At 62.7% G+C, this 26,117-nt stretch carries 31 protein-coding genes and 1 pseudogene; 8 read left to right on the top strand and 24 right to left on the bottom strand.

Features of this window, described 5'->3' with window-relative positions; all coding sequences use genetic code 11:
* Positions 1-434 precede the first annotated feature (434 nt).
* From AB1451_13070 to AB1451_13030, 9 genes and pseudogenes are all read right to left on the bottom strand, one after another.
* Positions 435-644, bottom strand: a pseudogene (locus tag AB1451_13070) (TOPRIM nucleotidyl transferase/hydrolase domain-containing protein).
* Between the two features lie 281 nt (positions 645-925).
* Positions 926-1,903 carry a zinc ribbon domain-containing protein gene (locus AB1451_13065; protein MEW6683832.1) on the bottom strand — a complete coding sequence of 326 codons (978 nt, stop codon included), beginning with the start codon at positions 1,901-1,903 and terminating at the stop codon, positions 926-928.
* Positions 1,904-2,387: 484 nt separating this feature from the next.
* Positions 2,388-2,858 carry an isoprenylcysteine carboxylmethyltransferase family protein gene (locus tag AB1451_13060; protein ID MEW6683831.1) on the bottom strand — a complete coding sequence of 157 codons (471 nt, stop codon included), beginning with the start codon at positions 2,856-2,858 and terminating at the stop codon, positions 2,388-2,390.
* The gene (locus AB1451_13055) at positions 2,839-3,507 is read right to left on the bottom strand and encodes an MOSC N-terminal beta barrel domain-containing protein (protein MEW6683830.1); all 669 of its coding nucleotides are present in this window, start codon (positions 3,505-3,507) and stop codon (positions 2,839-2,841) included. The genes AB1451_13060 and AB1451_13055 overlap by 20 nt, the downstream gene beginning before the upstream one ends.
* Positions 3,508-3,534: 27 nt before the next feature.
* Positions 3,535-4,431 carry an alpha/beta hydrolase gene (locus AB1451_13050; protein ID MEW6683829.1) on the bottom strand — a complete coding sequence of 299 codons (897 nt, stop codon included), beginning with the start codon at positions 4,429-4,431 and terminating at the stop codon, positions 3,535-3,537.
* 46 nt (positions 4,432-4,477) lie between these two features.
* Entirely contained in the window at positions 4,478-4,783 is a 306-nt protein-coding gene (locus tag AB1451_13045; GenBank protein MEW6683828.1) for a Rieske (2Fe-2S) protein, read from the bottom strand.
* A gap of 102 nt (positions 4,784-4,885) precedes the next feature.
* Positions 4,886-5,929, bottom strand: a complete 1,044-nt coding sequence (locus AB1451_13040; protein MEW6683827.1) for a hypothetical protein — start codon at positions 5,927-5,929, stop codon at positions 4,886-4,888.
* Positions 5,930-6,023: 94 nt separating this feature from the next.
* Complete coding sequence (locus tag AB1451_13035; GenBank protein ID MEW6683826.1) at positions 6,024-6,329, bottom strand: zf-HC2 domain-containing protein; 306 nt, start codon at positions 6,327-6,329, stop codon at positions 6,024-6,026.
* 2 nt (positions 6,330-6,331) lie between these two features.
* Positions 6,332-6,907 (bottom strand): sigma-70 family RNA polymerase sigma factor, encoded by a 576-nt coding sequence (locus AB1451_13030; GenBank protein MEW6683825.1) that lies wholly within the window; start codon positions 6,905-6,907, stop codon positions 6,332-6,334.
* A gap of 136 nt (positions 6,908-7,043) precedes the next feature.
* On the opposite strand from AB1451_13030, the gene AB1451_13025 reads away from it, so the two are divergent.
* The 8 genes from AB1451_13025 (at position 7,044) to AB1451_12990 (ending at position 13,065) form a co-directional block, all read left to right on the top strand.
* Positions 7,044-7,271, top strand: a complete 228-nt coding sequence (locus AB1451_13025) for a ribbon-helix-helix protein, CopG family (protein ID MEW6683824.1) — start codon at positions 7,044-7,046, stop codon at positions 7,269-7,271.
* A gap of 9 nt (positions 7,272-7,280) precedes the next feature.
* Positions 7,281-7,721: a TA system VapC family ribonuclease toxin gene (locus AB1451_13020; GenBank protein ID MEW6683823.1), complete on the top strand. Its 441-nt coding sequence runs from the start codon at positions 7,281-7,283 to the stop codon at positions 7,719-7,721.
* A gap of 256 nt (positions 7,722-7,977) precedes the next feature.
* Positions 7,978-8,619, top strand: a complete 642-nt coding sequence (gene msrA / locus AB1451_13015; protein ID MEW6683822.1) for a peptide-methionine (S)-S-oxide reductase MsrA — start codon at positions 7,978-7,980, stop codon at positions 8,617-8,619.
* Positions 8,620-8,655: 36 nt separating this feature from the next.
* Positions 8,656-9,150, top strand: coding sequence for a peptide-methionine (R)-S-oxide reductase MsrB (gene msrB, locus AB1451_13010; GenBank protein MEW6683821.1), 495 nt, complete (start codon positions 8,656-8,658; stop codon positions 9,148-9,150).
* The gene (locus AB1451_13005) at positions 9,150-9,587 is read left to right on the top strand and encodes an MOSC domain-containing protein (GenBank protein MEW6683820.1); all 438 of its coding nucleotides are present in this window, start codon (positions 9,150-9,152) and stop codon (positions 9,585-9,587) included. Before msrB ends, AB1451_13005 begins: the two co-directional genes overlap by 1 nt.
* Before the next feature lie 187 nt (positions 9,588-9,774).
* Positions 9,775-10,296: an RNA polymerase sigma factor gene (locus AB1451_13000; GenBank protein MEW6683819.1), complete on the top strand. Its 522-nt coding sequence runs from the start codon at positions 9,775-9,777 to the stop codon at positions 10,294-10,296.
* Positions 10,289-10,582: a hypothetical protein gene (locus AB1451_12995; protein MEW6683818.1), complete on the top strand. Its 294-nt coding sequence runs from the start codon at positions 10,289-10,291 to the stop codon at positions 10,580-10,582. Before AB1451_13000 ends, AB1451_12995 begins: the two co-directional genes overlap by 8 nt.
* Positions 10,579-13,065, top strand: coding sequence for a hypothetical protein (locus AB1451_12990; protein ID MEW6683817.1), 2,487 nt, complete (start codon positions 10,579-10,581; stop codon positions 13,063-13,065). The genes AB1451_12995 and AB1451_12990 overlap by 4 nt, the downstream gene beginning before the upstream one ends.
* A gap of 153 nt (positions 13,066-13,218) precedes the next feature.
* Here AB1451_12990 and AB1451_12985 read toward each other — a convergent pair whose 3' ends face one another.
* The 15 genes from AB1451_12985 to AB1451_12915 form a co-directional block, all read right to left on the bottom strand.
* A complete protein-coding gene (locus AB1451_12985; protein ID MEW6683816.1) occupies positions 13,219-13,551 on the bottom strand; it encodes an antibiotic biosynthesis monooxygenase in 333 nt (110 codons plus the stop codon).
* Positions 13,552-13,575: 24 nt separating this feature from the next.
* Positions 13,576-13,938, bottom strand: coding sequence for a DUF1428 domain-containing protein (locus tag AB1451_12980; GenBank protein MEW6683815.1), 363 nt, complete (start codon positions 13,936-13,938; stop codon positions 13,576-13,578).
* 27 nt (positions 13,939-13,965) lie between these two features.
* Positions 13,966-14,346: a VOC family protein gene (locus tag AB1451_12975; protein MEW6683814.1), complete on the bottom strand. Its 381-nt coding sequence runs from the start codon at positions 14,344-14,346 to the stop codon at positions 13,966-13,968.
* A 28-nt stretch (positions 14,347-14,374) separates the two neighbouring features.
* Positions 14,375-14,773 (bottom strand): YciI family protein, encoded by a 399-nt coding sequence (locus tag AB1451_12970; GenBank protein MEW6683813.1) that lies wholly within the window; start codon positions 14,771-14,773, stop codon positions 14,375-14,377.
* A gap of 25 nt (positions 14,774-14,798) precedes the next feature.
* Entirely contained in the window at positions 14,799-15,227 is a 429-nt protein-coding gene (locus AB1451_12965; GenBank protein ID MEW6683812.1) for a YciI family protein, read from the bottom strand.
* 27 nt (positions 15,228-15,254) lie between these two features.
* Positions 15,255-15,611 carry a YciI family protein gene (locus AB1451_12960; GenBank protein ID MEW6683811.1) on the bottom strand — a complete coding sequence of 119 codons (357 nt, stop codon included), beginning with the start codon at positions 15,609-15,611 and terminating at the stop codon, positions 15,255-15,257.
* A gap of 111 nt (positions 15,612-15,722) precedes the next feature.
* Positions 15,723-15,812 (bottom strand): hypothetical protein, encoded by a 90-nt coding sequence (locus AB1451_12955; protein ID MEW6683810.1) that lies wholly within the window; start codon positions 15,810-15,812, stop codon positions 15,723-15,725.
* On the bottom strand, positions 15,809-16,225 hold the full coding sequence (locus AB1451_12950) for a hypothetical protein (protein MEW6683809.1): 417 nt from the start codon (positions 16,223-16,225) through the stop codon (positions 15,809-15,811). Before AB1451_12950 ends, AB1451_12955 begins: the two co-directional genes overlap by 4 nt.
* Positions 16,226-16,253: 28 nt before the next feature.
* The gene (locus tag AB1451_12945) at positions 16,254-16,526 is read right to left on the bottom strand and encodes a DUF2917 domain-containing protein (GenBank protein MEW6683808.1); all 273 of its coding nucleotides are present in this window, start codon (positions 16,524-16,526) and stop codon (positions 16,254-16,256) included.
* On the bottom strand, positions 16,519-17,964 hold the full coding sequence (locus tag AB1451_12940) for an efflux transporter outer membrane subunit (protein MEW6683807.1): 1,446 nt from the start codon (positions 17,962-17,964) through the stop codon (positions 16,519-16,521). The genes AB1451_12945 and AB1451_12940 overlap by 8 nt, the downstream gene beginning before the upstream one ends.
* Positions 17,961-21,158, bottom strand: a complete 3,198-nt coding sequence (locus tag AB1451_12935) for a multidrug efflux RND transporter permease subunit (GenBank protein ID MEW6683806.1) — start codon at positions 21,156-21,158, stop codon at positions 17,961-17,963. The genes AB1451_12940 and AB1451_12935 overlap by 4 nt, the downstream gene beginning before the upstream one ends.
* Positions 21,158-22,429 (bottom strand): efflux RND transporter periplasmic adaptor subunit, encoded by a 1,272-nt coding sequence (locus AB1451_12930; GenBank protein ID MEW6683805.1) that lies wholly within the window; start codon positions 22,427-22,429, stop codon positions 21,158-21,160. Before AB1451_12930 ends, AB1451_12935 begins: the two co-directional genes overlap by 1 nt.
* A 32-nt stretch (positions 22,430-22,461) precedes the next feature.
* Positions 22,462-22,755, bottom strand: a complete 294-nt coding sequence (locus tag AB1451_12925; protein MEW6683804.1) for an STAS domain-containing protein — start codon at positions 22,753-22,755, stop codon at positions 22,462-22,464.
* Positions 22,749-22,982 (bottom strand): hypothetical protein, encoded by a 234-nt coding sequence (locus AB1451_12920; GenBank protein MEW6683803.1) that lies wholly within the window; start codon positions 22,980-22,982, stop codon positions 22,749-22,751. Before AB1451_12920 ends, AB1451_12925 begins: the two co-directional genes overlap by 7 nt.
* A gap of 519 nt (positions 22,983-23,501) precedes the next feature.
* Entirely contained in the window at positions 23,502-26,099 is a 2,598-nt protein-coding gene (locus AB1451_12915; protein MEW6683802.1) for a sigma 54-interacting transcriptional regulator, read from the bottom strand.
* Between the last annotated feature and the right edge of the window lie 18 nt (positions 26,100-26,117).

Below are 26,117 nucleotides of genomic sequence, written 5' to 3'. Positions count from 1 at the left end.
CAAGATCCAAACCATCAAGAAACGGGCGTATGGCTTTCGCAACCCCGAGCACTTCAAGACCGCCATCTACTTCCACTGCGGAGGCCTCGACCTCTACCCCGTGACCCACGGAATTCCCGGATGAACCCAAAAGATATATCTCCATATTTGGCACAAAAAGCTTTAATCTGACTATACCAAGGCCTCCCCCCATCAAACGTCTCGGCAAGTTCTTCCTGTCGGGCACGCAGCGGTTCAATCATTATCTCCTTACTGAAACAACACTCTAGGAAATCTCTTTTACTGAAGAGCTCTTCGAAAGACCCTCCGCGATGTCCATTTGGGTATTTCACTCTTCCTTTGCACGGAATACGGAAGAAGTGGACCAACTCTCTCTTCCGAATGGCAACCTGGCATCGAGAAATCATCTTTGGTCCGATCTGATCATTATCGAGTGTTACGACGATCGGCCGATTATGACTGAGTGTTATTTGCAGAAGCCTGAGGGCATGTACCAGGTTTCCGTTCCCGTTGTAGTTGGCAACAAGTACTCCAAGATCCTTCACGTCAACGCCGGCCTTTTTCAGCAAGACTGGAAAAGTTTTCTCCTCGGACAAACCCTCTACGAATAGGTAGATGCACTGGTTGAGCCGGGCTTCCTCCATAACGGCCGCGTTGTGAAGCGCCTCGAGGGCCAGTTCATATTGGACGTCTTCCATCGTCATGGTCATGACTTACTCCCCACAGTGCTCAGTTTCGAATATTCTCGAATGTCCGCGCTCGGGCCGCACTCCATCCCAGAGCAGGCGGCCTGGCCGCGAAGATCCACCGTCCAAGAGCAGCTTGTCGTCTCCGTTGCCTAGGTTCCTGCATTGAGCGGGTCAGAAATGCATCGTAGGACTGCGCCCCCTCGTGTCGCCCCCTACGTACAGGCAAGCCGATTCTGTTAGGCGGCGCGTTGGGCGGCAATTGACGAAAAGTCTGGAGTTTTCATCACCGTCTCAATTCCCTTCCGTCGAAGCGTCTCTTTGAAGAGAACGCCTTCGGTTGACCTTAGCCGGTGGGGGATCAAGACAAGTATGATATTCGAACCGTAGCGACTGAGATATTGATCAATCTGCCCGAGCGCGCGTTGGAGTTCGTTATTGTTTGCGGGTAACTTGAATTCGACGCCCACGCCACCGTTCTGCGGATGCCCGATGTGAAAGTCGATCTTCAGGATGCTTCCGTGCGCAACGGGGACTTGCTCGTGTACATTATCCTCCCCAAAGACCTCGATCATCTCGTCGGCAAAATCGTCGTAATAGTCTCTCTCGTAGTCTGACCATCGAATAATCGGATACCACCGAACGAACTGTAGGACGGTCAGCTTATCAATTGCCGAGCGGTCCTTGATGGGGGTGAACCATCCTTCACGATAGCCGACTTCCCGATAGATACGACGGAAGAGGGTAGACTTTGATCCGTCGGAATCCAAACCGAGTGCGACGCAAATGTCTGACAAAATGTCGGTCCGATTAAGAAGACGGAGATAATTAACCGTCTGTTCTGGAAACGTTTCTGGTGACATCGACAGGTACTGAGTGTGCTCACGAATCCGAGTCTTCTTTTCTTCCACGCTGCCTCTGGAGTCCTGGCCAATGACTTGCAGCCAGTTCGATAGTTCTTGAGAGGTCTGCCACTTGAGATACGATTCCAGAAGCTTCTTCCGGAATTCAAGATCGGCACGTGGGCAAGGCAGATCCTCTGCAACTAGAATTTCCGGTGTAGTTTGGTTAGGCGAGACCGAAGGCGGCGCGGGAGACTGATTAGGATCGCCTGATTGCTCCACGCCCGATGATGTCGCTGAGGCAACCCGTGAGCCACACGACGAGCAGAATCGCGCTTCATCAGGCAGTTTCACACCGCAGGATGTGCAGAACATCTTCGTCTCCTTCGTGCGTGTCTCACGTACTGCGAGAACGTGAGGACGCTCAGTTTGTTGGGACCTCCGTTAAGTATTCACGCCGTGGAATTGTCGTCAATTGGCTGACACGACTAGTTCTGGTGTGAGTACTAGTCGAACCTCCGGGAAGACACGGCCGAAATGATGCTTTGAAAGTGCCGCGACTTTTGCGGACTCGCTGGCGAGGGCAGAGGGACGCGACCGCCGGAAGGAACGATGGGTTTGGCTGGTCGGACCGAGCTTGGCGGCCGATTGACTAAGCGGTGAGTGGCATGACGGAGAGGACGCTGTTAAAGGCCGATGGAGCCTACGCCGCCCACTCCCCGCACAGCACTGGTCCCACTCGGGGACGTTGCGGCCTTTGTGGCTTTAAGCCCGTGGTTGATATCCGCGTCGCGGGATTCCTAGGGGACGAACGCCACTAACGCTGCAACGTCCCTCCTCGCGTCCCCCAAGGCTAAGACTAAAGCCAGCGGCGGACCTGCCGCTTGTACCGAAGATACTCATTGCCGAATTTCCTTTCCAAGTACTCCTCTTCGCGCGCGATGACTCCGACGCCCATGATCCAGACCAGGACAGGAGTCAAGGCTAGCGCCCACCATGCGTTCAGGGCGAGCGAAAGGCCCACATAGAGGAGCGTATCTGAGACGTAGATCGGATTACGCGAAAACTGAAAGAGGCCACCCGTCACGATCGCGGTTGTGGCTTTGTATGGATCGACCGGTGTTCGCGCACGCAAGACAGTGCGGATCGCGACGGTCAATCCGACCACTCCACAAATGAAGATCGTTGACCCTACGGCCACGGCCAAAGGCCAGCCCAGAAGTCGAGTGGGCCAAAGCCATTCAAGGAGTAGACCGAGGCCAAGAACCCCCAGGTAGATCACTGGAGGAGGAGCGAGAATTCTTGGTCTATCAGCTGCAACGTCCCGCATACACACCTGCCCCACGCACTACCTGCACCTTGTCACCCACCGCAATACGGCCCCCTTGGATGACGAAACAATTGAGCGCGAGCTTGCCCTCGAAGCGCCGGTAGATGCTCCGGGTGATGGTCTTGTCCTGGGCTAAGGTGTCGGGGTCGTAGGACGTCATGATGCAGCGCAGACGCAGATCCTGGACGCCGATGAGCACCTCGCCGATTCGCAGGCACGCGCCCTGCCATTCGCGCTCGGCCATCCCCTTGACGCCGCTGATCACGAGGTTGGGCCGCAGACGGCGACGATCGTGGCCGAAGGCCGCGATCGCGCCGTCTGTGGCCACCAGCAACGGCAGGACATCGAACCGCTCAGCGCTCTCGTCGCGCACCAGCTTTGCGCCCTTGCCGGCAATCGTCATCACGTCGGCCGCCACTTCCGCGCTGTCCCACGGCCGACCATCCACCAGGATTTCGCCCCGTAGGCCCAGCACAGCCTTGTGACCCAGGAACCGGGGATGCGTGCGGGAGGTGATCACGCGCCCCACGGCGTCTTCGACGTGAATCACCCGGTCGCCTTCGATGCCGAGAGGCCCCACGCTCACCGATTGCAGCTGCTCTCCAGCCATGGTCTTGACCGGATAGCGCCAGATCTCCGCGACGTTCACCGCCGTCTCCCTATTTGACCACTGCTTTCATTTGCCGGCCACTCGTTCGTCATAGAAGCGGCGAATGTTTGCCACGATGAACTCCAGGCAATCCTCCACCGCAAAGTGGCCCGAATCGAGCCGATGCAGCTCCGCCTTGGGGAGATCCTTCAGGTAGGCTTCGCCGCCTTCGCGGGTGAAGAAGATGTCGTCCTGGCCCCAGAAGATGATCGTCTCGGGCTGGCGGCGGCGAAGAAATTCCTGCCACTCGGGATACAGCGCGACGTTGGTGCGGTAGTCGTAGAAGAACTCCATCTGCACCGTGCGGGCGTTGGGCCGCTCCATGAAACGGAAGTCCATATTCCAGTTGTCCGGGCTGATCAATGCGGGCTGCTTGTGGCCGTGCAGATACACGCTCTTGATGGCGTCCAGCTCCAGGAAGGCCATGAGCGGTTTTTCGGTATCAGGGCCGCGCTTCTTCCACAGGGCATTGCGAAACCCTTCCCACACCGGGGTGAAGCCGACCTCATAGGCGTTGGTGTTCTGGATGATCAGCCACTCCAGCCACTGCGGGTTGCGCGAGAGCATGCGGAAGCCCACCGGCCCGCCATAGTCCTGCACGTAGAGACCAAAGCGGGTGAAGCCCCTCTTCTTCAAGAACGTCTCCACCACGTCGGCGGTCTTGTCGAAGGTATAGGGAAACTTCGCCGGATCAGGCATGTCGCTGTTGCCGAAACCGGGATAGTCCATCGCGATCACGTGAAATTTTCCGGCCAGGGCCGGGATGAGGTTGCGGTACTGGTGCGACGAGGCCGGGAACCCGTGCAGCAAGACGACCTGAGGACTGCCGGACCGGCCGGCTTCGCGGTAAAAGATGTTCAGCCCCTGGACCTCGAGGGACCCCGTGCGCACGGATGCGTCGCTGATCTCGGGTGCGTAGTTCATCTGATTCTCCTTTGCTCCGTTGGTCATGATCGGCGTGCCGCTCTGACTACTCCCCATAGACGTACGTGAGCACCCTGTTTTCGACGCGAGTGGGCAACATGATCAGCCGCGAATCGGCTCGTGCCGGTCCTTTGAGACAGTTCCCCTTGGCGCAATCAAATTCCGCCCCGTGCCAGGCACACACCAATTTGTTGTTCTCCCGCTTCATGGGCCCGCCGAGGTGCGCACAGTAGTTCAGTATCGCCTTTGGCTCCTCATCGACTTTCAGAACGAGCGCTTCCCGCCCGAAAAAATCCACGGTCTCGATTCCCTCATCAGGAATCTCCTCCACCTTGCAGAGTGGGACCTTCATGGTCGGCTTCCTTTGTGAAAGGGTTCAGAAAAGCCTGAAGAGCACCCCCGGCCTTTCAGCCGGGGGCTCTTCGATCCGACTTACCCGTTACGTTCGAACACCTTACTCGTCAATGCTGATGATGGGGCAGTTGACCACCACGCCGATCGGCCCCCACGGGTGTCCGTCCGGCCCGGTGATCTGGCCCGCCAGCGCCAGGCGCGCGACCGCGCGGAAATCCCTCTGCTGCATCTCGCTCTTGACCGGCATGGCGGTCTGGGCCCAGACCGACGCGTGCACGTCCCACATGGGGCTGTACAGCAGGGCGCGCTCGCCCGCCGGGATCTCCTCCACGATGTTCAAGGGATCGCCTTCGCCCATCAGGGCCGAGCTGAGGCCCTGGCGCTGGGGGTTGGCCTTGCCAATAGGACCGTTCACGATGGGCGCCAGACCGGTCAGCGCCGAGTTGGGCGTGTTCGAGCCCTTGTCCGGCGTGGCTTTCAGCCTCGGCGTATAGTTCCCTGCCTCGATCGCGGAGACGCCGGGGTCCGAGGCGTTGAAGGTGGTGTAGTAGACCGTCTTGCCTTCGAAGAAGCCCTTGGTGGTCTTGAAGGTCGCGGTGCGCTTCGACAGATCGATTCGGATCAGCCGATCGTGCTCGCCCGACTTGTTCTTGATATGGGGCGCGTTGATCACGGTGCCGTCCGGCAGCTCGATCAACGGCGTGTAGAGCGGTTCGCCGATCGCACCGGGCTTGGCCTCGGCGGACGGGAAGCCCGTCGGCCCGGGTTTGACGATCCGCTCGGGCGAGAAGTCCACACTGCCCAGGAACTCGACAATCCCATCAGTCACCTTGGCCTTCTCGACAGCGCCCGAGCCTTTGGCATTTGCCAGCTTGGGGGCGAAGTGCACGCCGCGCCGTGCGGCATCCTCCTTATTGGACGACTCGGTGACGACGTACCAGACCGTCTCCCCATTCCGCCGTCCCTCGTGGATGGGCAGCGTCACTTCCGTGAAGTCCTTGCTTTCGATCGCGCTCTTGAGCAGCAGTTTGTGATGCTTCTTTGTCGTGCCGCCCTTCATTGTGTCGGCCGCGTACGTGGCTCCGCTCAGACCAAGACCAACCGCCAATCCCAGCGCCGTGATGAGTCCGATCACCTGTCTCATGACATCCTCCTTTGATTTGTCCGACCCCCCGCGGGTCGCACACACGCTGGTTGGTCGGAGGAGGCGAGAAATCCTTACAGACGGGTGATGCGGATCAGGAGGGGTTTTGACGGGTCAGACGCTTCAGGCGTTCCCGGGCCTCGTCCGAGAGCCGGGCGCCGGGGCTGTCCGGAGCGCTCGCCGCCGGAGGACCGGGTTCCGTGCTGCGGAGCGCGGTCCGGAGCAGCCCGATCTGTCTGTGATAGCGCACACACCAGGTACAGATCAGGAAGTGCAGCCGCACCGCGATCCTGCGGCGGAGGGGGATCGGCCGGTCCATCGCATCCGAAAGCATGCGGACCACCTCCTGGCAGGACGGGGTGTTTCGAATCAGCCAGTTTTTGAGCCACACCGGTCGCATGGTTAGGTCGCTCGTCCGATCCAATGCAGCTCCAGGCATCGGCGCAGATGCAGCCGTGCGCGGTGGAGCATCACCCAGAGGTTGGTCGGCGTGATCGCCAATTCCTTACAGATCGCGTCGGTCTCCTCCGCCTCGATCTCCCGGAGCGTGAAGGCGCGGGCGGTCCGGGACGGCAGTTCGCCGAGACAACGGCCCATCGCTTCCCAGAAGCGGGCCTGTTCCAGCGTGCGGTCGGGATCACCCCACTCGGCCGGCGAATTCTCGTCCAGCTTCCAATGGCCGTCCTCGTCGAACCACTCGGGATGGACGTCGCCCGGCTCGTCCCGGTCTGGGAGCCCCGCCTCGCGGCCGCTGCGCCGGAAATGGTCCAGGATCTTGTGCTTGAGGATGCCCGCCAGCCAGGTCCGTTCGGAGGAGCGGCCTTCAAAGCGATCGAGGGACTGGAGCGCCGCGACAAAGGTCTCCTGCAGCACCTCCTCGGCGGTCTTGGCGTCGCGCAGTCGCGAGAGGGCGAAGCGATAGAGATAGTCGCCGTGTTGCTCCACCCATTCTTCGGGCCGGCACCGAGGGTCGGTCATGAGGAGAAGACCTTTCTAGCACTGCCCACCGGGATTCTGCAAGACCCAAGGGGGACAAGGACGGCCTGGCGCGCGCCCACTGAAGCCAGAGACCGCTTATTGACATCTTGCCATCCGCTACGATATGGTTTTCCATATGAAAACGACCCTGAATATCGACGATTCGGTCATGGTCCGGCTCAAGCGGGAGGCGGCCCGGCAGCGGCGAACCATGTCCGAATTGGTCGAGACCGCGTTGCGCCTGCTCTTTCGGACACAGAGGGGCGAGCGCCCCCTTCCACCCCTGCCCTCCTTCAGGAGCGGAGGGCATCTCGTCGATATCGCCGACCGCGACGCGCTCTACCAGGCCATGGAAGACCGCTGAAGGTCGGCCATGTTCGTGGTTGACACGAACGTGTTGGTCTACGCGGCGGACGAGAACGCGCCTGATCACGCTGTCTACCGCGACGCCCTGGAGGCGTGGCGTCGGCAACGATCCGCCTGGTACACGACGTGGGGAATCCTGTACGAGTTTCTTCGCGTGACCACGCATCCCCGCGTCCTGCGGCGCCCTTGGTCAGCAAACGAGGCCTGGGAGTTCGTCGATGCGGTGCTGGCGTCTCCGGCGCTCGGCGTCTTGGTCGAGACCGACCGCCACGTCTCGGTCGCCGGTGAAGTCGTGCAGGAGACACCGCATCTGACCGGAAATCTGGTCCACGACGCGCACACCGCCATTCTCATGCGTGAGCACGGCATCCGGCGGATCTACACGCGAGACACGGATTTCCACCGGTTTTCGTTTCTGGAGGTCGTCGACCCCGTTCAGTCGCAGTAACGCCGAACGCAGCCGCTTGCACAGCTCTTGGGACCTACAGTTTGGCGAGTGGCGCCCTATATACACCCTGCGTTGACGGACCGGGTACGCGCGATCCGTCAGCGAGCTACGAGATTCGCGAGTTCGTCGCTCTGCCAAGTGGGGTTAGCTCCGAGGTCTGGGCAGTCTTCATCACACCGTCAAGAACCCTTCATCGAACCGTCACCAATGGCTGATACCTTACGGATGCGCGATTGCGCACCGAAAGGAGAAGGCCATGAGATTCTTGCTCAGCATCACGTTGCTCGCAATAGCCCTCGGGCTCTTTGGATATGGATCACCCAAGAAGGATCCTGCCGGGAGCACGCCAGCCCCCGTCTCCGCTGCCGACAAGCCGCTTGCAACCGCCACGTTCGCGGGGGGATGCTTCTGGTGCATGGAACCGCCGTTCGATAAACTTCCCGGGGTACGCTCAACCGTTTCGGGTTACACCGGAGGGCACGTGCCGAATCCGACTTATGAGGCGGTGTCGCAGGGAACGACCGGCCACGTGGAAGCGGTGCAGGTGGTCTACGACCCGGATCAGATCAGCTACAAGCAGCTCCTGGACGTGTTCTGGCGCAACGTGGATCCGCTCTCAGGCGACGGGCAATTCTGCGATCGCGGCCCGACGTACGTATCCGCCATCTTCTATCACGACGAGGAGCAGCGCCGCCTGGCCGAGGACTCCAAGAAAAGATTGGACGGACGCTTTGCCCAGCCGATCGTGACGAGCATTCGTCCGGCCGTGGCGTTTTATCCGGCCGAAGCGTACCACCAGGACTATTACCAGAAGAACCCGATCCGCTATAACTTCTACCGATCGCGGTGCGGGCGAGACGCGCGTCTTACCACGCTCTGGGGAACTGCTCCTCATTAGAAGAGAGACGTTCTCTCGCGACACATGGAGGGTTTGATGAACCGACGACATTTTTTGGTGGGTTCGGGGGTGTGGGGACTGGCCCTGCTGGCTTTGGGACGAGCAGCCATTTCCAAAGCCGGAGAGAGCGCCCCCGTAACGATCGAGAAGATCCACAAGACGGACGAGGAATGGAAGCGGCTCCTCACGCCTGAGCAGTACCGCATCCTGCGCGAGGAAGGGACTGAGAGAAAGTTTTCGAGTCCGCTCAACCAGGAAAAGCGCAAGGGCGAATACGTCTGCGCCGCGTGCGAGCTGCCGCTGTTTACCTCGGACATGAAATACGACAGCAAGACCGGATGGCCCAGCTTCTTTCGAACGATCGAGGGGCGGGTCGAGACCAAACTCGACTTCGCGCTCATCTTGCCGCGAACCGAGTATCACTGCGCGCGGTGCGGAGGCCACCAGGGCCACGTCTTCGACGACGGGCCTCCGCCGACAAATCAGCGATGGTGCAACAATGGGGTGGCCCTGAAGTTTATCCCCGCGTGATGACTGGTCGCCTCGAAGCCATCTGGGTCAAGCGCAGCCATCGCGGGCCGATGGATGCTGTGTCCCGCGCTACGCTGCGCGCGGGGCAGGGCATTGTCGGGAGCGCGGACCAGGGTGGCCGCCGGCAGGTCACGCTGATCGAGTACCAGGCGTGGGATGCGGCGGTCGAGCAGATGGGTGTGGCTGTTGAGCCCAGCGCCCGACGCGCCAATCTGCTCATCAGCGGTCTTTCGCTCGCAAACAGCCGCGGGCGTACGCTGCGGGTCGGCCAATGCAAACTCCGCATCAACGGCGAGACCCGACCGTGCGAGCGCATGGACGAGGCTCAACCCGGCTTGCGAGCCGCGCTGGGCGTGCCCTGGCGCGGCGGGGCCTTCGCCGAAGTGCTCAACGATGCCGAGATCGAGGTGGGCGCGACCGTGGGATGGCGCGGCTAAAACCGACCGCAGAGACTGAGTCCAAGTACAAATTTTAGTCCTGGTCACTCCGGTGCGCGACTGATCCGAGGCCAGTCGGTCCTATTCCCAGACGATCGCGCGGGTGCACGGCACCCGCCTGGTCCGTTCCGTCATATACTCAGCCGAGCTGTTCGACTAATACGTTGACCATCGGGAACATCGAGCGATGGAGGATGGAGACCTGCGCGCGCACCTGGAGCGGCTGCATCCCGACAGCGTGGGCTGGGCTCGGGCCTGTTGCGCGCGCGACGCGCTGGAGGCGGAGACCGTGCTGCAAACGGCCTATGTGAAGATTCTGGATCATCGAGCCCGGTTTGATGGGCGTGCGTCGTTCAAGACCTGGGTGTTCGCCGTCATCCGCAAGACCGCCTTGGATGAACGCCGGCGCGCCCTGGTGCGCCGGTTCTGGTCCGCTGCACAGGCCGGGGCAGCGGCACCGCCGATTTACGCCTCGGACGCGGACCGGGCGGTGTACTGCGACGAACTCCGCGGGTTGTTCCGACGGGCGCTCGCCGAGTTACCGTCTCGCCAGCGCGAGGCCCTGCACCTGGTCTTCTATCACGAGATGAGTCTTCAGGAGGCGGCGGAGGTCATGGGCGTGTCGATTGGTGCGGTTCGCCAGCACTACGACCGTGGCAAAAAGCGGCTGCGCTGTTGGATGGAACTGCACGAGGTCGATCATGACTGATGCGGGCACCGACGACGAGCTCCGACGCCGGTTCCACACCTTGAAAGCGGCGGATCGCGTGGCGACCCCACAGTTTGAGACGTTCTGCCGACCGCCGAGCGGTCCACAGGGCCGAAGGGGATTGGCCCTCCGCGACGCCGCAATGGTGGTCGTGGTCCTCGGCGCGTTGGTCTCGGTGGCGGTGTCTGTTCGCAGCCAGTCTGACGCGTTCTCACACCTCGCGTCGGGTATCTTGCCGGGGGCTCAAGAGGTGTGGGGTCCCCTTCAACCCGGAGTCGGACCATGAGCCATCTTCCGATCGTCTTGGGGGTGGTTGGGCTGTTCTTCGCGACGTTCGCCCTGTACTTCGATGGCTGGTGGCACATCGCCATCGGCCGGGACACATTTTGGATCCCGCCGCATCTCGTGCTGTACACCGCGATCGGCGTGACCACGCTGGGCTTTCTGGCCCGGGCCTGGGAACGGCGACGGGCCGGTGTCGCCTGGGAGATTCCGTTGAAGATCTGGGGAGCTGGCGTGACCTTGATCTTTCTGGCCGCGCCATTCGACGAGCTGTGGCATCGGCTCTTTGGTCGCGAATCGTTCGACAGCCTGTGGATTCTCTGGAGCCCACCGCATGTGGTGGCGATGGCCTCGGCGATCGCGATCGGGATCGGATTGCTGATGGCGCTCGCCCGGGATGGCGCACCCCGTGGATGGTGGCTGGCGCTAATCGTCCTCACGATAGCGTCGGTAGGCGGGTTTCTGAACGTCCTCACGATTCCGTTCAACCCCGTGGACCGCGGTCTGGGAGGCCCGCTCGGAGCCTTCGTGTTCTACCTGGTGTTCGTCTCATGGCGCCTTGCCGCCGTGGCCTGGGCTGACCGGCCGGTTCTCGCGGCTTTGGCCGCCATTCAATGGTTCTTTTCGAGCCTTTTGTTTCTCCCCCGGGTGATCGAAGGCTTTCTCCAACTCCATCAGATCCTGTTGTTCGTGCTCGCCGGGGTCGGATCGGCTGTCGTGGGGGATGCCGTGTTCCTTGCGCTCCGCCGCCGGTTGACTACGTGGGTGTACCCCCTCGCAGGCGCCATCTACATGCTCGTGACGGCCGCCGCGCTATATCCCTTATTCACGCGGTTTCTCCACCTTCCCTACGGCACTGTCGACCTGCTGCTAGTCGGCATAACGCTGGTAGTCGCCGGTGCCGCCTCAGGGCTCGTCGCGCCCCGCCTGGCCCGTCGGCTCAGCGGAGACGCTCGCCGTCCTGATCCGGATCGGCCCCGGGAAGCGATACGATTGGCCGGCGTGATGGCGTCGGTCGTCATGGCGTGTGTCCTGGGGTGGGTGACCCTGTCGGATCCAAGGATCGTGGAGGGCCGTGGTCCGCGACTAATCGGGACCGAAGAATCGGTCGCCCGCATCCCGGAAACGATGGAACTGGAGAACCTCCGCACGCGTTGGGCCTATGTTCCCCCGATTACCACCTCCCCCGACGGTCTACGGATCGCGTACAAGGCCCGACGCGGCGCAAAATCCTTCCTCGTGATCGACGGCCGCCCGGGCCAGGAGTACGAAGTCGTTCAGGATCTTCCGCGATTCAGCGCAGACGGCTCCCATTACATGTATCCCGCGTGGCGCGACAAGAAAAATGTCATGGTGCTCGACGGTGTGGAGAGCGAGGCATTTTCCCACCTGGGGCTCACCTACTATTTCACGGACGACGGCCAGCCCGTGTACGTCGGGGTGCGCGAGATCAAGTCGACTGCCCAGCCTCCCGCCGACGCGGGCGGGAAGGTTCCAGAGTACGAACGGGACATGGACAGCGTGGCGCTGAACGAGCGCATCTACCGATACGGAAACACGGGCGGGTACTACTCGACGTGGGTGGCCCGGCCAGGGCGCCGACTGGTCGTGGTCCGAAATGGGATATCCAGTCCTGAGTATGACGAAATTGGCGTCATCGATTTTAGCCAGGACGGCCAGCGCTTGGCCTACACCGCCCGCCGCGGAGACCGCTGGATGGTCGTGGTGGACGGCGTTGAGCAGGGAGACTACGACTTGGCGCTCTCATTCGGGGGCATCATTCCACTCGAGATCCCCGGGTTTTTCGACCCCACGGGTGAGCGAGTCGCGTACGCCGCAAAACGTGGCGGGAGATGGTCCGCCGTGATCGACGGAGTCGAAGGGCCGCCCTACGACTGGATCGATGCCTTTTCCGCGCGGTTTAGCGCGGACGGCCGGCACCTCGCGTACAAGGCGATGCAAGCTGGTCAGCCGATCGTGGTCCTGGATGGCGCCGAACAGGAGGCTCGGTATGATCGGATCGGGTCGGTGGCCTTCCTGTCCGACGGCCGTTTCGTGTACCTGGCAGAGCGGGGTCACGAGCGATTCGTGGTGGTCGACGGCCACGAGCGACCGCGTCCCCCCGGGAGCCCCGGCTGGGGCCTGTACTTCACGCTCAGCCCCGATGGCCGGCGCGTGGCTTACGTCAACCCTCATGCCGGGGGTTCCAAGTGGCAGGCGATCATCGACGGAATGCAGCCGGCTGCCTACGATCGCATCCTCCAACCCCTGTTCAGCCCCGACAGTCGCCACGCGGCCTATCTCGCCGCGAGAGGCGTGCGCTGGCGGGCAGTGATCGACGGCATCGAGGGCGAGCTCTACGACGCCATAGCGGGATTGCACTTTGAGGGCCCGAACCGGGTGACCTATCTCGCAGTGGATGGCCGGTCGATCGTACGGGTGGCGCACATCCTCTCGGATGACCCGCACATTGCGCACGGCCCCTAACCTCCGCCAATGGTTCCCGTACCGCCGGCAAGAAACTCCCCTGTACAGCGCTCGCGGAACGTCTTGGGGTCTTGCAGTATCGCGTGGGGCCGATGGGCGAGACGTTCGCTCCGATAACCGACTCATGCCGCGCCTGCTGGTCGAGATGACGGGTCAGGTGTCGATGGCGGTGTAGTTCGCAATATCCGCTTCGATTCCCAGTCGTGCGAACAGTTCTTGCGGGTTGAAGCCGCTCTTCGCGTGGGCGGCCGTCACCACGGCCTTGGCCGCGTCCATGGCGGACTGACTCTGCCACTCGACCAGCGTGACGAAGTTGAATCTCCCCGGACCGGATGATTGTTCGAGTACGACATCTTGAACAAACCCGGGTTGTGCCTTGAGGAGCTGGTGCGTGCTGCGGACTCTGCCCAGGAACTCCTGACGCGCGGCCTTTGGCACCACGAACTTATCGACGCGGTAAATGTGCGGTGATGCATCGGCCGTCATTGCAGCGCTCCTCATTACGACGCGTCAGGCGTCGACCAGGACCTTGAACCCGCCGTAGGCCATGCGCTTCATGTCAAACGGCATGGGCATGTTCTTGAGCGCGGGATCATTCATGAGCGGGTCCTTCATCACCTTGGCGTTGACGCGATCGCGGTGCGCGCGTGACCTGAACACGATGTAGGCAAAGACCACGGTCTCGCCCGGTTTGGGCTTGACCAGGCGCGGGAACGGCAGGCCCATCTTCACGTTGAGGTCGTCGCCCACACACTCCTTGTAGTCCAGGGCGCCGTGCTTTCGCCAGACTTCCCCCGCCTTCTGGGCGATGCGGCGATACACCTTGAGGTTTTTCTTCGGCAGGGGTAAGACGAACCCATCCACATATCGCATCTGACTCCTCCTTGTCATTGAGCGCGGCTAGTGTTTCGGCCGTTCCCAGAGCGCGATGACGTTACCTTCCGGATCCGCAAAGTCCGCCATGAACCCCCACTCGCCGATCGCGTGTTTCGGCGTGACGACCTTCCCTCCGGCTTTCTCGATGGCTATTAACGTCTGGTCGATGGACTCGGTCTGCACGCCGAACGAGGGGTGGTCGTCTTTGGACTTGCGTTGATAGAATCCGCCGTTGATGCCTCCAAGCTCTGTCGGGTTGTAATCCTTGTCCGCGGCCGTGGTGAGCGCCATGGCCCCCTCGTCGCCCCATAGTTCAACCTTCCAGTCGAACACCGCCTCGTAAAACTTTTTGGCCTTTTTGAAATCGGACGCCGGAATCTCGAACATCACGACTTTGTTCTTCATCGCTCCCCTCCCCTCGTTAGTCTGCTGTTCATTGTTTGAGGGTATTCGTCCGCGGAGCGTCGAGTCCGAGCGCGAGCGTCTGCGGGTCCTCCGCGACCTCGCGAATCTCGACACACCCACGTTGCGCGCCTGGAATCTTCGCGGCCACGTTGATGGCTTCGTTCAGGTCCTTGGCCTCGATGAGGTAGTAGCCTCCGAACTGTTCCTTGGTCTCGGCGAAAGGTCCGTCAGTGATCAAGACCTTGCCGTTGCGGACACGGACCGTGGTCGCGGTCGCCGCAGGCTGGAGTCGATTCGCTCCGACGAAGTGGCCGCTCGCCTTGATGCCCTCGGTGAACTCGAGGTATTCCTGGAAGTGTTTTGCCGCCTCGGCCTCGGGCATCTGCTCCATTACCTTCTCGGCACAGATCAGGCACAGGAACTTCATCTCATCTCCTTTCGAATCGTCGCGATTACTTCTTCTTTCCAAGTTCCAGGTCGCGAAAGCGCTCCACCGACTCGCTGGGTGCGAAGTCTTCCAGTTCGTACAGCTCGCGAACCTCGATCTCGGCCTCCTTGCCGTCGCCCGCGGGATTGGGAAAGCGTTTGGCCCACTCGAGCGCCTCTTCCCTCGACTTCACCTGAATCAGGGTGTAGCCGGCAATGAGCTCCTTGGTCTCGGCAAAGGGCCCATCGACCACGGTGCGCTTCTCTCCGTCGTACTTGATGCGCCAGCCCTTCGAGCTCGGCTTGAGCCCCGAGCCATCGAGCAGCGCGCCGGCTTTGGCCAGCTCCTCGTGGTACGCGGCCATGCAGGCAATGAGCTTCTCGTCGACAAAATCAGTCGGCCTCGTTTCGGCTTCCGACTCCTTGGTGGCTTTGACGATGATCATAAATCGCATGGTCTGTCTCCTTTCAAGCTTCGGAGGTTAGCACTCCGTCATGGCAACAGGACGCACCTCGATCGCCCCGCCCACTGGGAGCGTCGGGATGCGTGCCGCGATCGACATCGCCTCATCCAGGTCCTTGCATTCAACGAGGTGGTACCCGCCAAACTGCTCTTTGGTCTCTGCGAGCGGCCCGTCGGTGAAGACCGGCGCGCCGCTTTTCATGCGCACGGTCGTGGCTGACGCCGTTGCATGCAGTCGCCCACCGCCCCGGAGGTGCCCGCTCTTGATGAGGCCCTGGATCACCTCTCCGTACTTCTTCATGATCTCGTCCCTCTGGGCGCCTGACAACTTCTCCCACGCCTTCTCCTCGAAACAGCACATTAGCATGTACTGCATGGCGTTCTCTCCTGTGGACATAGGGGCCTGCCGGTTCGATACCCGCGTGAGTTGCCGTCTACACCCAATAGTCGTTCGGGGAGGCGGAAAATCGACAGCGAACCAAAAAGTCTATAAGTTCGCCGGATCACGAATCGGCAGCGTCATGTCCCGAGCGTCTCCCTCGCGGGTCATCCACACCTGACCGCTCAAGCAGGTCACGCGGAGGTCGGCACCCCGCTGCGGTCAACGCGTCCGGACCTCGCCGGCATCGTCCCATCCACGGCGCGCATGTCTTTGGCAAGGCGTTCGGCGAGGGCGAGCGCGACCACGCCGACCAGCAAGTGCGCGACCCGGACCACCCAGTGATGCTCGCCCGGCAGGATCTGGACTTGAGTCATCCCCAACCACGGGACGATAAACCCCCAGACAACGGCAAAGGCGCCGAGCCCGCGACGCGCTCCCTGCCGGAACGACAGCAGTGCCAGCGCCCAGAGCGAGAGCACCAGCAGGCCTCCGAGGAACATGTGCAGTGGAGCCAGTTGGAGGGCATGACCGATCCAGAACGTGACGCCCAGCGCCCCCACGACTGACAGCCACGTGACGAGGCGGATAACGACTATCGTCCTGTTCATTTGATCACCTCCTCGGGCAGCAGCCCGCTCATCCCTTCCACTTCACGAACAACTGCGACGGAGCCATGGCCTGCACACACACCAGCCCGGGTTCGCGACTGGTATACGTGTCCTCGACGCGCAGAAAGTGGTCCCGAGAGTCTCCCTCGCGGGTCATCCACACCTGACCGCGCAAGCAGGTTACAGTGAGATCGGAACCCCGCTGTACCCGACGCGTCCAGACCTGGTCGGACTCGAGGCGCACGACCACGCCGGAGCCGGACGATCCGGTAGACGGGCGAGCCGACACGCGGTCAACCACCCGCACCCACCGAAGATGCTGCCCGTCGTTCCAATGGCGCGTCACTCTCCCACCCGCCGCCCAACGCCTTGAACAGATCCGCGGTGGCGGCGAGTTGCGCACGCTGGGCCTCGACTCGATTGAGCTCCGCGGCCAGCAACCCGCGCTCCGCATCCAGCACGTCGAGCTGGCTGGACACGCCGTTCTGATAACGCAGCCGCGCCAAGTCGAGCGCGCTTTGGAGCGCGGCGACCCGCGCCTGCTCGGCGTCCAATGTCTCGCGCGCCTTGCGCTGCGCCACCAGCGCGTCGAGGGTGTCGCGGAACGCGTTCTGGATCGCGGACTGGTACTGGGCCAGCGCTTGCTGTTCCCGCGCTTTCGCCGCCTTCACCAGCGAACCCGTCCGGCCCGCGTCGAACACGGTTTGAGCCGCTGATCCCGAGACCTGCCAGATCCGCGCAGGCGCGCTGAACAGATCCGCGAGCTTGGTGCTCTCACCGCCGAGAAAACCCGTCAGGGTGATGGACGGGAAATACGCGGCCTTGGCTTGGCCGATCCGCGCGTTGGCCGCGATCAACTGCTGCTCCGCCTGTTGCAGGTCCGGCCGGTGCTCCAACAGATCCGACGGCAACCCCGCGGGCACCGCGGGCGGCACCGTGAGCGCCTCGATCGCGGCGCCCCGCTCGGGCGTCGAACCCACGATCTCGCGCGGGCTGCGGCCCAGCAACACCGAGAGCGCGGTTTCCTGTCGCGCGAGTTGGGTTTCGAGCACGGGCAGCAACGCCTGCGCTGCCGCGGCATCGGCTTCCACCTGCCGCAGTTCGAGCTCGGACGCCACCCCGGCCGCGAACCGCTCGCGTTGCAGGGACAGCGACGCCAACCGGGTCGAGACCGTGCGCTTGGTGATGGCCACCTGCGCATCGAGCGCCCGGAGATTGAAATAGCCGCGAGACACGTCGGCGATCAGCGCCAGCCTCACCGCGTCGCGATTGAATTGCGTCGCCAACAGCTCGGCCCGCGCGGCTTCGGTGGCGCGCCGGTATTTGCCCCAGAAGTCGATTTCGTACGACGCGTCCAACGTGGCGCGCACGTTGTTATAAATCGGGTCCACGCCCGGCAGCGCCAACGCACTGTCTTCGCTCGCCCGGTTTCTCGACGCGGACGCGTTGGCCGAGACCCCAGGCCACTGGTCGGCTCGCGCCACGCCCAGACTCGCGCGCGCCTCGTCCACCCGTGCGATCGCGAGCCGCAGGTCTGCGTTGTGACTAAGCGCTTCCCGGATCATGGCGTCGAGCGCCGGATCCTGATATCCGCGCCACCACTCCGCCGGCACGGACGTTGCGGTCGCCGGCGTGGGCCACGCATCCGGCGTGTCGATCGTCTGCCTGCGGTAATCCGGCCCGAGCGTGCAGCCCGAGAGCAGAATGGCAATCGCCACAATAACCACTTGCCAGATCATGACCGTCCTCCTTGCGGCGTGAGCGCGGCTGGGGCCGTGGCCCCGTTTCCGCCGACCATAGCCTTTTGGTATTCCACGTCGATTGCGCCGTCCGCGTTCGACCGCGGTGTCGCAGGGCGTCGGCCGGAAATCAGCTTGAAGAACATGGGCACGAAGAAGATGGCCAGGAAGGTCGCGGCCAACATGCCGCCCATCACGCCGGTGCCCACCGAGATGCGCGCGCCTGCTCCCGCGCCGGTGGAGAACGCGAGCGGCGCCACGCCCAGGATGAACGCGAGCGAGGTCATCAGGATCGGCCGAAAGCGCAGCCTTGCGGCTTCCAGCGCGGCGTCAGTGGGAGACATGCCCTCGCGGTGCTTCAACACCGCGTATTCGACGATCAGGATCGCGTTCTTGGCGGCCAGCCCCAGCAACGTGACCAGGCCGATTTGGAAGTACACGTCGTTGGTCAAGCCCCGCAACCACACCGCGGCCAGCGCGCCGAACGTACCGAAGGGCAACGCCAGCAGCACCGAGATCGGCAGCGACCATTTTCCGTACTGGGCGGCCAGGATCAAAAACACCATGACCACCGCCAGTCCGAGAGCAAGGCCCGACGTGCCGCTGGATCGCTTTTCCTGGAACGACGCGCCGCCCCAGTCAAAGCTGAAGTCCGCTGGCAACACCTGCTCCGCAACCCGCTCCACGGTCTGGATGGCCTGGCCCGAGGACACGCCCGGAGCCGCTTGCCCCAGGATCTTCACCGCGGGCAGGTTGTTGAACCGATCGAGCGTCTCGGGTCCGGCGGTGTAGTTGACTGTGGCCAGCGCCTTGACCGGCACCATTCCGCCCTGTTCGGATCGCACGTACAGCTCGCCGACCGAGTCGGGCTTGCTCCGATACGAGGGTTCCGCGGACATCAACACCTGCCAGGTCCGCCCGAATCGGTTGAAGTCGTTCACGTAGTAGAAGCCCAAGGTCGCGGACAACGTGTCGAACAGATCGTTGATCGGCACACCCAGCGCCTTGGCCTTTTCGCGATCCACGTCCACGCGAAGCTGCGGCACGTTCGAGCGCCACAGGGTCTGCGCGCCCGCGAGCATGGGGTCCTGGTTGGCCGCGGTCAGAAATTCCCCCATCACCTGGGCCAGGCGCTGCGGCCCGCCTTCGCCGCGGTTCTGCACGTAGAACTCGAACCCGCCGGAATTCCCCAGCCCGAAGATCGGTGGCGGTCCGAAGGCCAGCACCAAGGCTTCTTTGATGTGCGCGGTCTTCATGAAGAACTCGCCCACCAATTGGGGAGTCGCGACCGCGCGTTCGTCCCAGTGCTTCTGGGTGACGAAGATGGTGGCGGCGCTGTTGCGGAAACCGCCGCCGAGAAAATCCAATCCGGTGAACGCGATCGCAAATTCATTGGCGGGATTGGAGAGAATCGCTTCGACCACTTCTCCCACCACCTTGTCCGTGCGCTGCAGCGACGCCCCGTCCGGGAGAAAGACCGCGCCGATGTAGTACCCCTGGTCCTCGTCCGGCACCAGGCTGCCCGGCGTGGCGCGCCACAACCCCGCGGTGATGACCACCATGCCCGCGAACAGGGCCAGGCCGATTGCGCTGCGACGGATCATCCACGCCACGCCGTTGGTGTAGCGAGCGGTCAACCGCTGGAACCAACCGTTGAACCAGGCAAAGAATCGGCCAGGCTGCCGATGGCCGTGCCGGAGGATCATCATGCACAGGGCCGGGGTCAGGGTCAGCGCCACGATGCCGGAGAGCACCACCGCGATCGTGATGGTGACCGCGAACTGCCGATACAACTCGCCGGCCAAGCCGCCCAAAAACGCGATCGGCACGAACACCGCGCACAGGGTCAGGACGATCGCGATCACCGGGCTGGTGACCTCCTGCATGGCCTGGATCGCGGCCTCGCGCGCGGATTTGCGCTGCTCGCGCATGATGCGCTCGACGTTTTCCAACACCACGATCGCATCGTCCACCACGATGCCGATCGCCAGCACCATGCCGAACAAGGTCAGCATGTTGATCGAGTAGCCGAGCAGGAACAGCCCGGCAAAGGTGCCGATGAGCGAGACGGGCACCGCTGAAAACGGAATTAACGTCGCGCGCCAGTTCTGCAGAAACAGAAACACCACCAGGAACACCAAGGCCATGGCTTCGGCCAGGGTCTTCACCACTTCCCGGATCGACACTTCCACGAACCGGGTGGTGTCGTACACGTTGGAGTACTGCAACCCCTGTGGGAACCGCGCGGCCAGGCTCTGCATGGTCTGCCCGACCTCCTTGGCCACGGCCAGAGCGTTCGCGCCCGGCTGGAGGAAGATGCCCATCAACGTGGCTTCCTTGCCGTTGACCCGGCCGATGAAGTCGTAATCCTTGGACGCCAGTTCCACCCGCGCCACGTCCTTCAATCGCAAGGCCGAGCCGTCGGGGTTCGAGCGAAGGATGATGTTCTCGAATTCCGAGGTCTCGGAGAGTCGGCCCTTGGTGGTGACGGTGTACACGAGTTCCTGCGCACCGGCGGTGGGCGTCTGGCCGATCTTGCCCGCTGCGAACTGCGCGTTCTGCTCGTTGAGCGCCCGCACGATGTCGGACGTGGTGAGCTTCAACTGCGTCATGCGGTCGGGCCGCAGCCAGATCCGCATGGCGTAGTCCTTGGCGCCGAAGATCTGGACGTTGGTGGTGCCCGGGATGCGCTTGATGGTGTCGAGCACGTTGAGCGTGACGTAGTTGCTGGTGTAGACGTCGTCGAAAGTCCCGTCGGGTGAATAGAACGCGAGCACCTGCAGGAACGAACTCGAGTTCTTTTCCACGGTCACGCCTTGGCGGCGGACTTCCTGCGGCAGTCTGGCTTCCGCCTGCCTGACGCGGTTGTTCACGTTGACCGTGGCCTGGTCCACGTTGCTGCCGATCTCGAACGTGATGTTGATCTCCACCGCGCCGTTGGAACTCGACGTGGAACTCATATAGAGCATGTCCTCAACGCCGTTGATCTGGTTTTCCAACGGCGCGGCCACGGTTTGTTCCAACGTTTCGGCCGACGCCCCGGGATACACGGCGCGGACCGTCACCACCGGCGGCGCGATCTCGGGGTACTGCGCGATCGGGAGAATCCGCACCGCGGCCAGACCCGCAAGCACCAGAAAGATCGAGAGCACGCCCGCGAAGATCGGGCGGTTGATGAAGAATCGGGCGAACATCAGTGTGCTCCTTCGGGTTGCGCGTGCTGAGCAGGCGCGGGTTTGGCGGCTGGTTGGGTGGCCTGGTTCTCTCGAGCCTGCGGCTCCGGGCCGGACTGTTCCGCGCTTTGGTCCGGCGCCTGCGCGATTTTGACCGGGGATCCTGGGCGCGCCTTGACCACACCGTCCACGATGACCGTGTCACCCGGTTCGAGTCCTCCCGTGATCACCCATTCCGCCCCGGACCAGTCGCTGACCTGCACCGGCCGCGGTTCGACCATCCCCTCCTTGTTCACGGTCATCACGATCTTGGCGCCGGGGCCCTCCAACACCGCACGCTGAGGGATCGCGATCGCGTTGGGGCGGGTGGCTCCGGACAGGTGCACGCGCACGAACTGGCCCGGGCGCAGTAGGCGCTGCGGGTTGGGGATCACGGCTCGCGCCTCGATGGTACCGGTGTTCGTGTTCACGCGCACGTCGGTGAAGTCCACTTTTCCGGCGTGCGGGTACTCGCTGCCGTCCGCGAGCGTCAATTTCACGTCGAAGCGGCCGTCCCGGGGCAAGGTCAATCGCGCTTCCGAAAGCTCGCGCCGGAATCGCAAGTGTTCGGCCTCGGTGAAACTGAAGATAACGTGCACCGGATCGAGCTGCGAGATACTGGTCAACAGCGTCTGCTGCGCCTGCACCAGACTCCCTTCGGACACCACCGCGCGACTGGTGATCCCGGAGATCGGCGCTTCCACGCGGGTGTAGGAGAGGTTCAGCCGCGCCTGGGTGACCGCCGCCTCCGCGGCCTTCACGTTGGCCGCCGCGACCTCTTCCGCGGACAAGGCGTCGTCGTATTCGTTCTGACTCACGGCCCGGGCTTCCCACAACGGCTTGAACCGGCCGGCGGTGCGCGTGGCCTGCGAGAGATTGGCTTCGGCGCGCGCGAGATCCGCTTCGGCGCGGGCGAGTTCGGCTTGGAACGGTTCCGGATCAATGGTAAAGAGGCTGTCCCCGGCGTTCACCGCCGCCCCTTCCTTATAGTTCCAGCGCTCCAGGATGCCTGAGACCCGCGCACGCACCTCGACTTCGCGGACGCCCGCGACCTGACCCACGTATTCATACACCGCGGGAAGGTCGCGCGGTTGCACCGTCACCACCGCCACCTCCGGCGGCGGAGGGGCCGCAGGTGAGCCTGCGGCCTGATTGCACCCCGACAACACCATCAACAATCCGGCCGCCAGGAGGCCGGCGCCAAGCCCGAGAGTTTGGGCGCTGAAATCTGTTCTGTCCGTCGTTGCGTGCATCGCGAATCCTTTCATCGAAAAACTGCGTGACGTCATCGCTTCCGTTCCGAACGCCGGAATGCGTGCCTGATTCCTTGGATGAGACAGGTGGTGAAACAGCCCTTGACCTTCAAGTCGACGCGCTCCTGGCACATGGTCCTCAACAGATCCGCTCCGGCTTCGTCGATGTAACTCACCGCGGTCAAATCCACGCGCACGGGAAGAGTTTGTTTCGCCGCGACCGAGCGCCAGCACTCTTCGAGTTCCTTGACCCAGGGCCCGACGAGCCTTCCTTCGAGTTGGATCACCGCGGTCCCACCCTCATCCCGACGCGTGATTTTCAGCATGAGATCGCTCTGAAACCCCTGCGGCGCGCTCCCGCACGGTCGATCGCTCCGAACCGATCAAGTACCCGGTCCAGAGCCTGCTGGTTCCGGACCCAGAACACCACCGGCACCTTCGCAGCCGGAGCCGTCCACTCGACGCCCAACTCTTGCTCGGCCAGCTCCCGCAAATCCCTGCTCGGCACGATGCCGGCCCGCGTTCCATCAGCCATTCTGAATGTCACTTTCATCGCCGTCCTCCTTTTCGTCGTCACGTGGTCTCGTCAGTATCTATAGCGAGTCTCGTGCCAAAGCCTGTGACACGGAGACACCATCGCGGAAGTAGCGGAAAGTACGAACGAGTTGCGAGATCGTGGTGCCGAAGGCCGGTTTAAACCAGGAGACCGTGTCGACGCGTTCGTGTCGAAATACCGACAGATGTCGAGCGATCGACAGTGCGACGGGCTTGGTCTGCTCCTGATCTTCACGCCCTGTAGTCGTTCGGCAGAGGCCGAAATCGACATCGAGCTTTCGGGCGTAGTTGGCCGAGAGGAAAGGTTCTAAATCTTGTGCCCGCGAATCCCGCGGGCAGGCTGCTCAAAAAGCTCCAGCCGCAAGGCGCCGCGAGCGCCCGCACCGCAGCGTACTAAGTTCGTACGTGAGGCGAGTGGCGCCACGAAGAAGTGGCGCCAAGCCACGAGCGCCGCCGAGACGGTGAGGCGGCCGTGGCACCTTAAAACCCGCCGCAGATGGACTTTTTCAGCAGCTTGCTACGAGGGACGGGTGATGCCGAGCTTGCGCATGCGCGACAGCAGCGTCGTGCGTTTCATGCCGAGGCGAGCCGCGGCGCCGGAGGCGCCCCCGACTGTCCAGTCGGTTTCCTTTAAGACGCGCAGGATGTGGCGGCGCTCGGCTCCGTCCAGCGTGGCATCCCCATCCGACGGCGCGGTGCTCCGAACCTTCAATTCTCCCAGCGGCACGCGGAGGTCGGAGCCGTGGGACAGGATCACGGAGCGTTCGATCAGGTTCTCGAGCTCCCGGATGTTGCCCGGCCAGTGGTACTTGGAGAGCGCGGTCAGGGCGTCGGCCGGGATGGTCTCGACCCGCTTGTCCATGCGCTGCGAGTATTTCTGGGCAAAGTAGCGAACCAGCAACGGTATGTCTTCGGGGCGCTCCCGCAGCGACGGCACCGTGATGGGAAACACGTTGAGGCGGTAGTAGAGGTCGCTGCGAAACTGTTTGTCCGCGACCATCTGCGCCAAAACTCGATTCGTGGCCGCCACCAAACGGATGTTGACTTTGATGGTTTTGGTGCTGCCGAGACGCTCGAACTCCTGTTCCTGCAGCACCCGCAGCAACTTGGATTGCAACTCCAGCGGGATGTCCCCGACCTCATCCAGGAAAATGGTCCCGTTGTGCGCCAGCTCGAACCGGCCGATTTTCTGCGCGATCGCGCCGGTGAACGCGCCCTTTTCATGCCCAAACAATTCGCTCTCCAAGAGCCCGGTGGGAATCGCCGCGCAGTTCATCTTGACGAAGGTTCGCTCGCGACGGGCGCTCAAATTGTGGATTGCCCGCGCGATGAGTTCCTTGCCGGTGCCGGTCTCGCCCTGGATCAGCACCGTGGAGTCCGTCGGCGCCACGGTCTCGACCTGTTTCAGGATGCGCTTGAGCGCCGCGCTCTCGCCGATGATCTCCTCGAAGTTGTATTGGGTGCGAATTTCCTCTTCCAGGTAGAGCTTTTCCTTGTTGAGCTGTTCCTTCAGCTCCGCGATCTCCCGATAGGCCAAGGCGTTCTCGACCGCGATCGCGATCTGCTGCGCCACCTGGCTCAACAGCTCAACGTCTTCCTGGCTGAACGCGTCGTCGCGGCGCCGGCCCAGGTTGAGCGTGCCCTGCATGTGGTTGTGAGAGACCAGCGGGACGCAGCAGAGCGACTTCACTCCGTCGGCCAGGACACATCGCGCCATTTCGGATTCCGTTGACATCGCCTTCAGGTCCTGCTCGCTGAAGACGACCGGCTTGCCCGAGTTGATCGCGACGCTGGCCGGCGTGGTGCACTTCGGGCCAGCTTGTTTTTCTTCGACCACGCTCTGGTTCGTCGCAAAGTCCAGCACGTGGACGCGGCACGCCCGAGTCTCCGGGTCGTACAACACCAGGCTCGAGCCGTCGTGCTGAATCACTTTTCGCAAACACCCGCTGACCGCGGTGAACACTTCATTCAACGCGAGGTTGGAAACCACGGCGTTATTGATCTCCAGGAGCAACTGCTGGCGGTCGCGCTCGTGCGCGAGTTGCTGCTGCGCCGCCCGCGCCGACTCCGCGTTGAGCGCGTTGTCCACCGCGACCGCCACCTGCTTGGCCACCTCCTGCATGAAACCGATCTCCGCGGGCTGGTACGTTCTCGGTTGCAGGCTTCCGAATCCCATGGCCCCCAGACGGCGGTGCGCGGTGGTCAGCGGCACCACGCAGAAGGATTGCACCCCGTTCTCGCGCAACTTCGCAGTGAGCATCGGGAACCGCGTCTCCTGCGAGAGGTCATCCACGGTCAGCGGCTGTTGGGTGTTCCACACCAGCCCACCAGGCGACTCGTCCATGGGGATTTCCAAACCCGTGCTGAAGGTGCTGGGTTCCCTCGTCACCAGGAAGCACAGGCGCATGACGTTGCGAACGGCGTCGTGCAGCACCACGTTGATGTAGTCGAACGGGACGATCTGGGGCAGCCGCTGGGCCAGATCCTCGAACAGCTCCTTCAGGTCACGATGCGAGGCGATGGATTCCGAGACCTCCAGCAGAAGCCGCAACCGGTCGCGCTCGAGCGCCAATTGCTGTTGCGCGACCTGGGCGCTCTCGAAGTTGAGCACGTTGTCCATGGCCACCGCCACCTGCTTGGCGACCTGCTGCAGGAACTCCAACTCGGTCTCGGGGAATGCGCTCAGGCTCTTTCTGCCGAACCCGATCGCACCCAAGCGCCGCACCGCGGTGGTGAGCGGGAACAGGCAGTAGGACTTCACGCCCATCTGCTCGAGCACCGCCTTCACCGCGGGAAAACGCGGTTCCTCGTCCAGATTGCGCACCACCAGCACCTGCTGCGTGTTGTACACCCACCCGCTGGCGGACTCCGCCATTGGAATCTCAAGTCCAGTGACGCTTTCGGCCTCGCCGGTCCCGAGGTAATACGCCCGCATCACATCCCGCTCGGCATCGTGCAGAATGAGCCCGATGAATTCGAGTTGAGCCACCGACAGCAGCCGTTGGGACAGATCACGAAGCAGGGCCTTGAGGTCGCGGTGCGCGGCAATGGACTCCGAAACGTCCAGGAGGGTGCGGTACTGCTGAAAGTCGACCTGCAGAGTGTGCGATGTCACCGAGCGTCCTCGCGGTCC

Source organism: Nitrospirota bacterium (assembly GCA_040757335.1).
Taxonomy (GTDB): Bacteria; Nitrospirota; Nitrospiria; order 2-01-FULL-66-17; family 2-01-FULL-66-17; genus JBFLXB01.
This window is presented reverse-complemented; position numbering and strand designations above follow the sequence as displayed.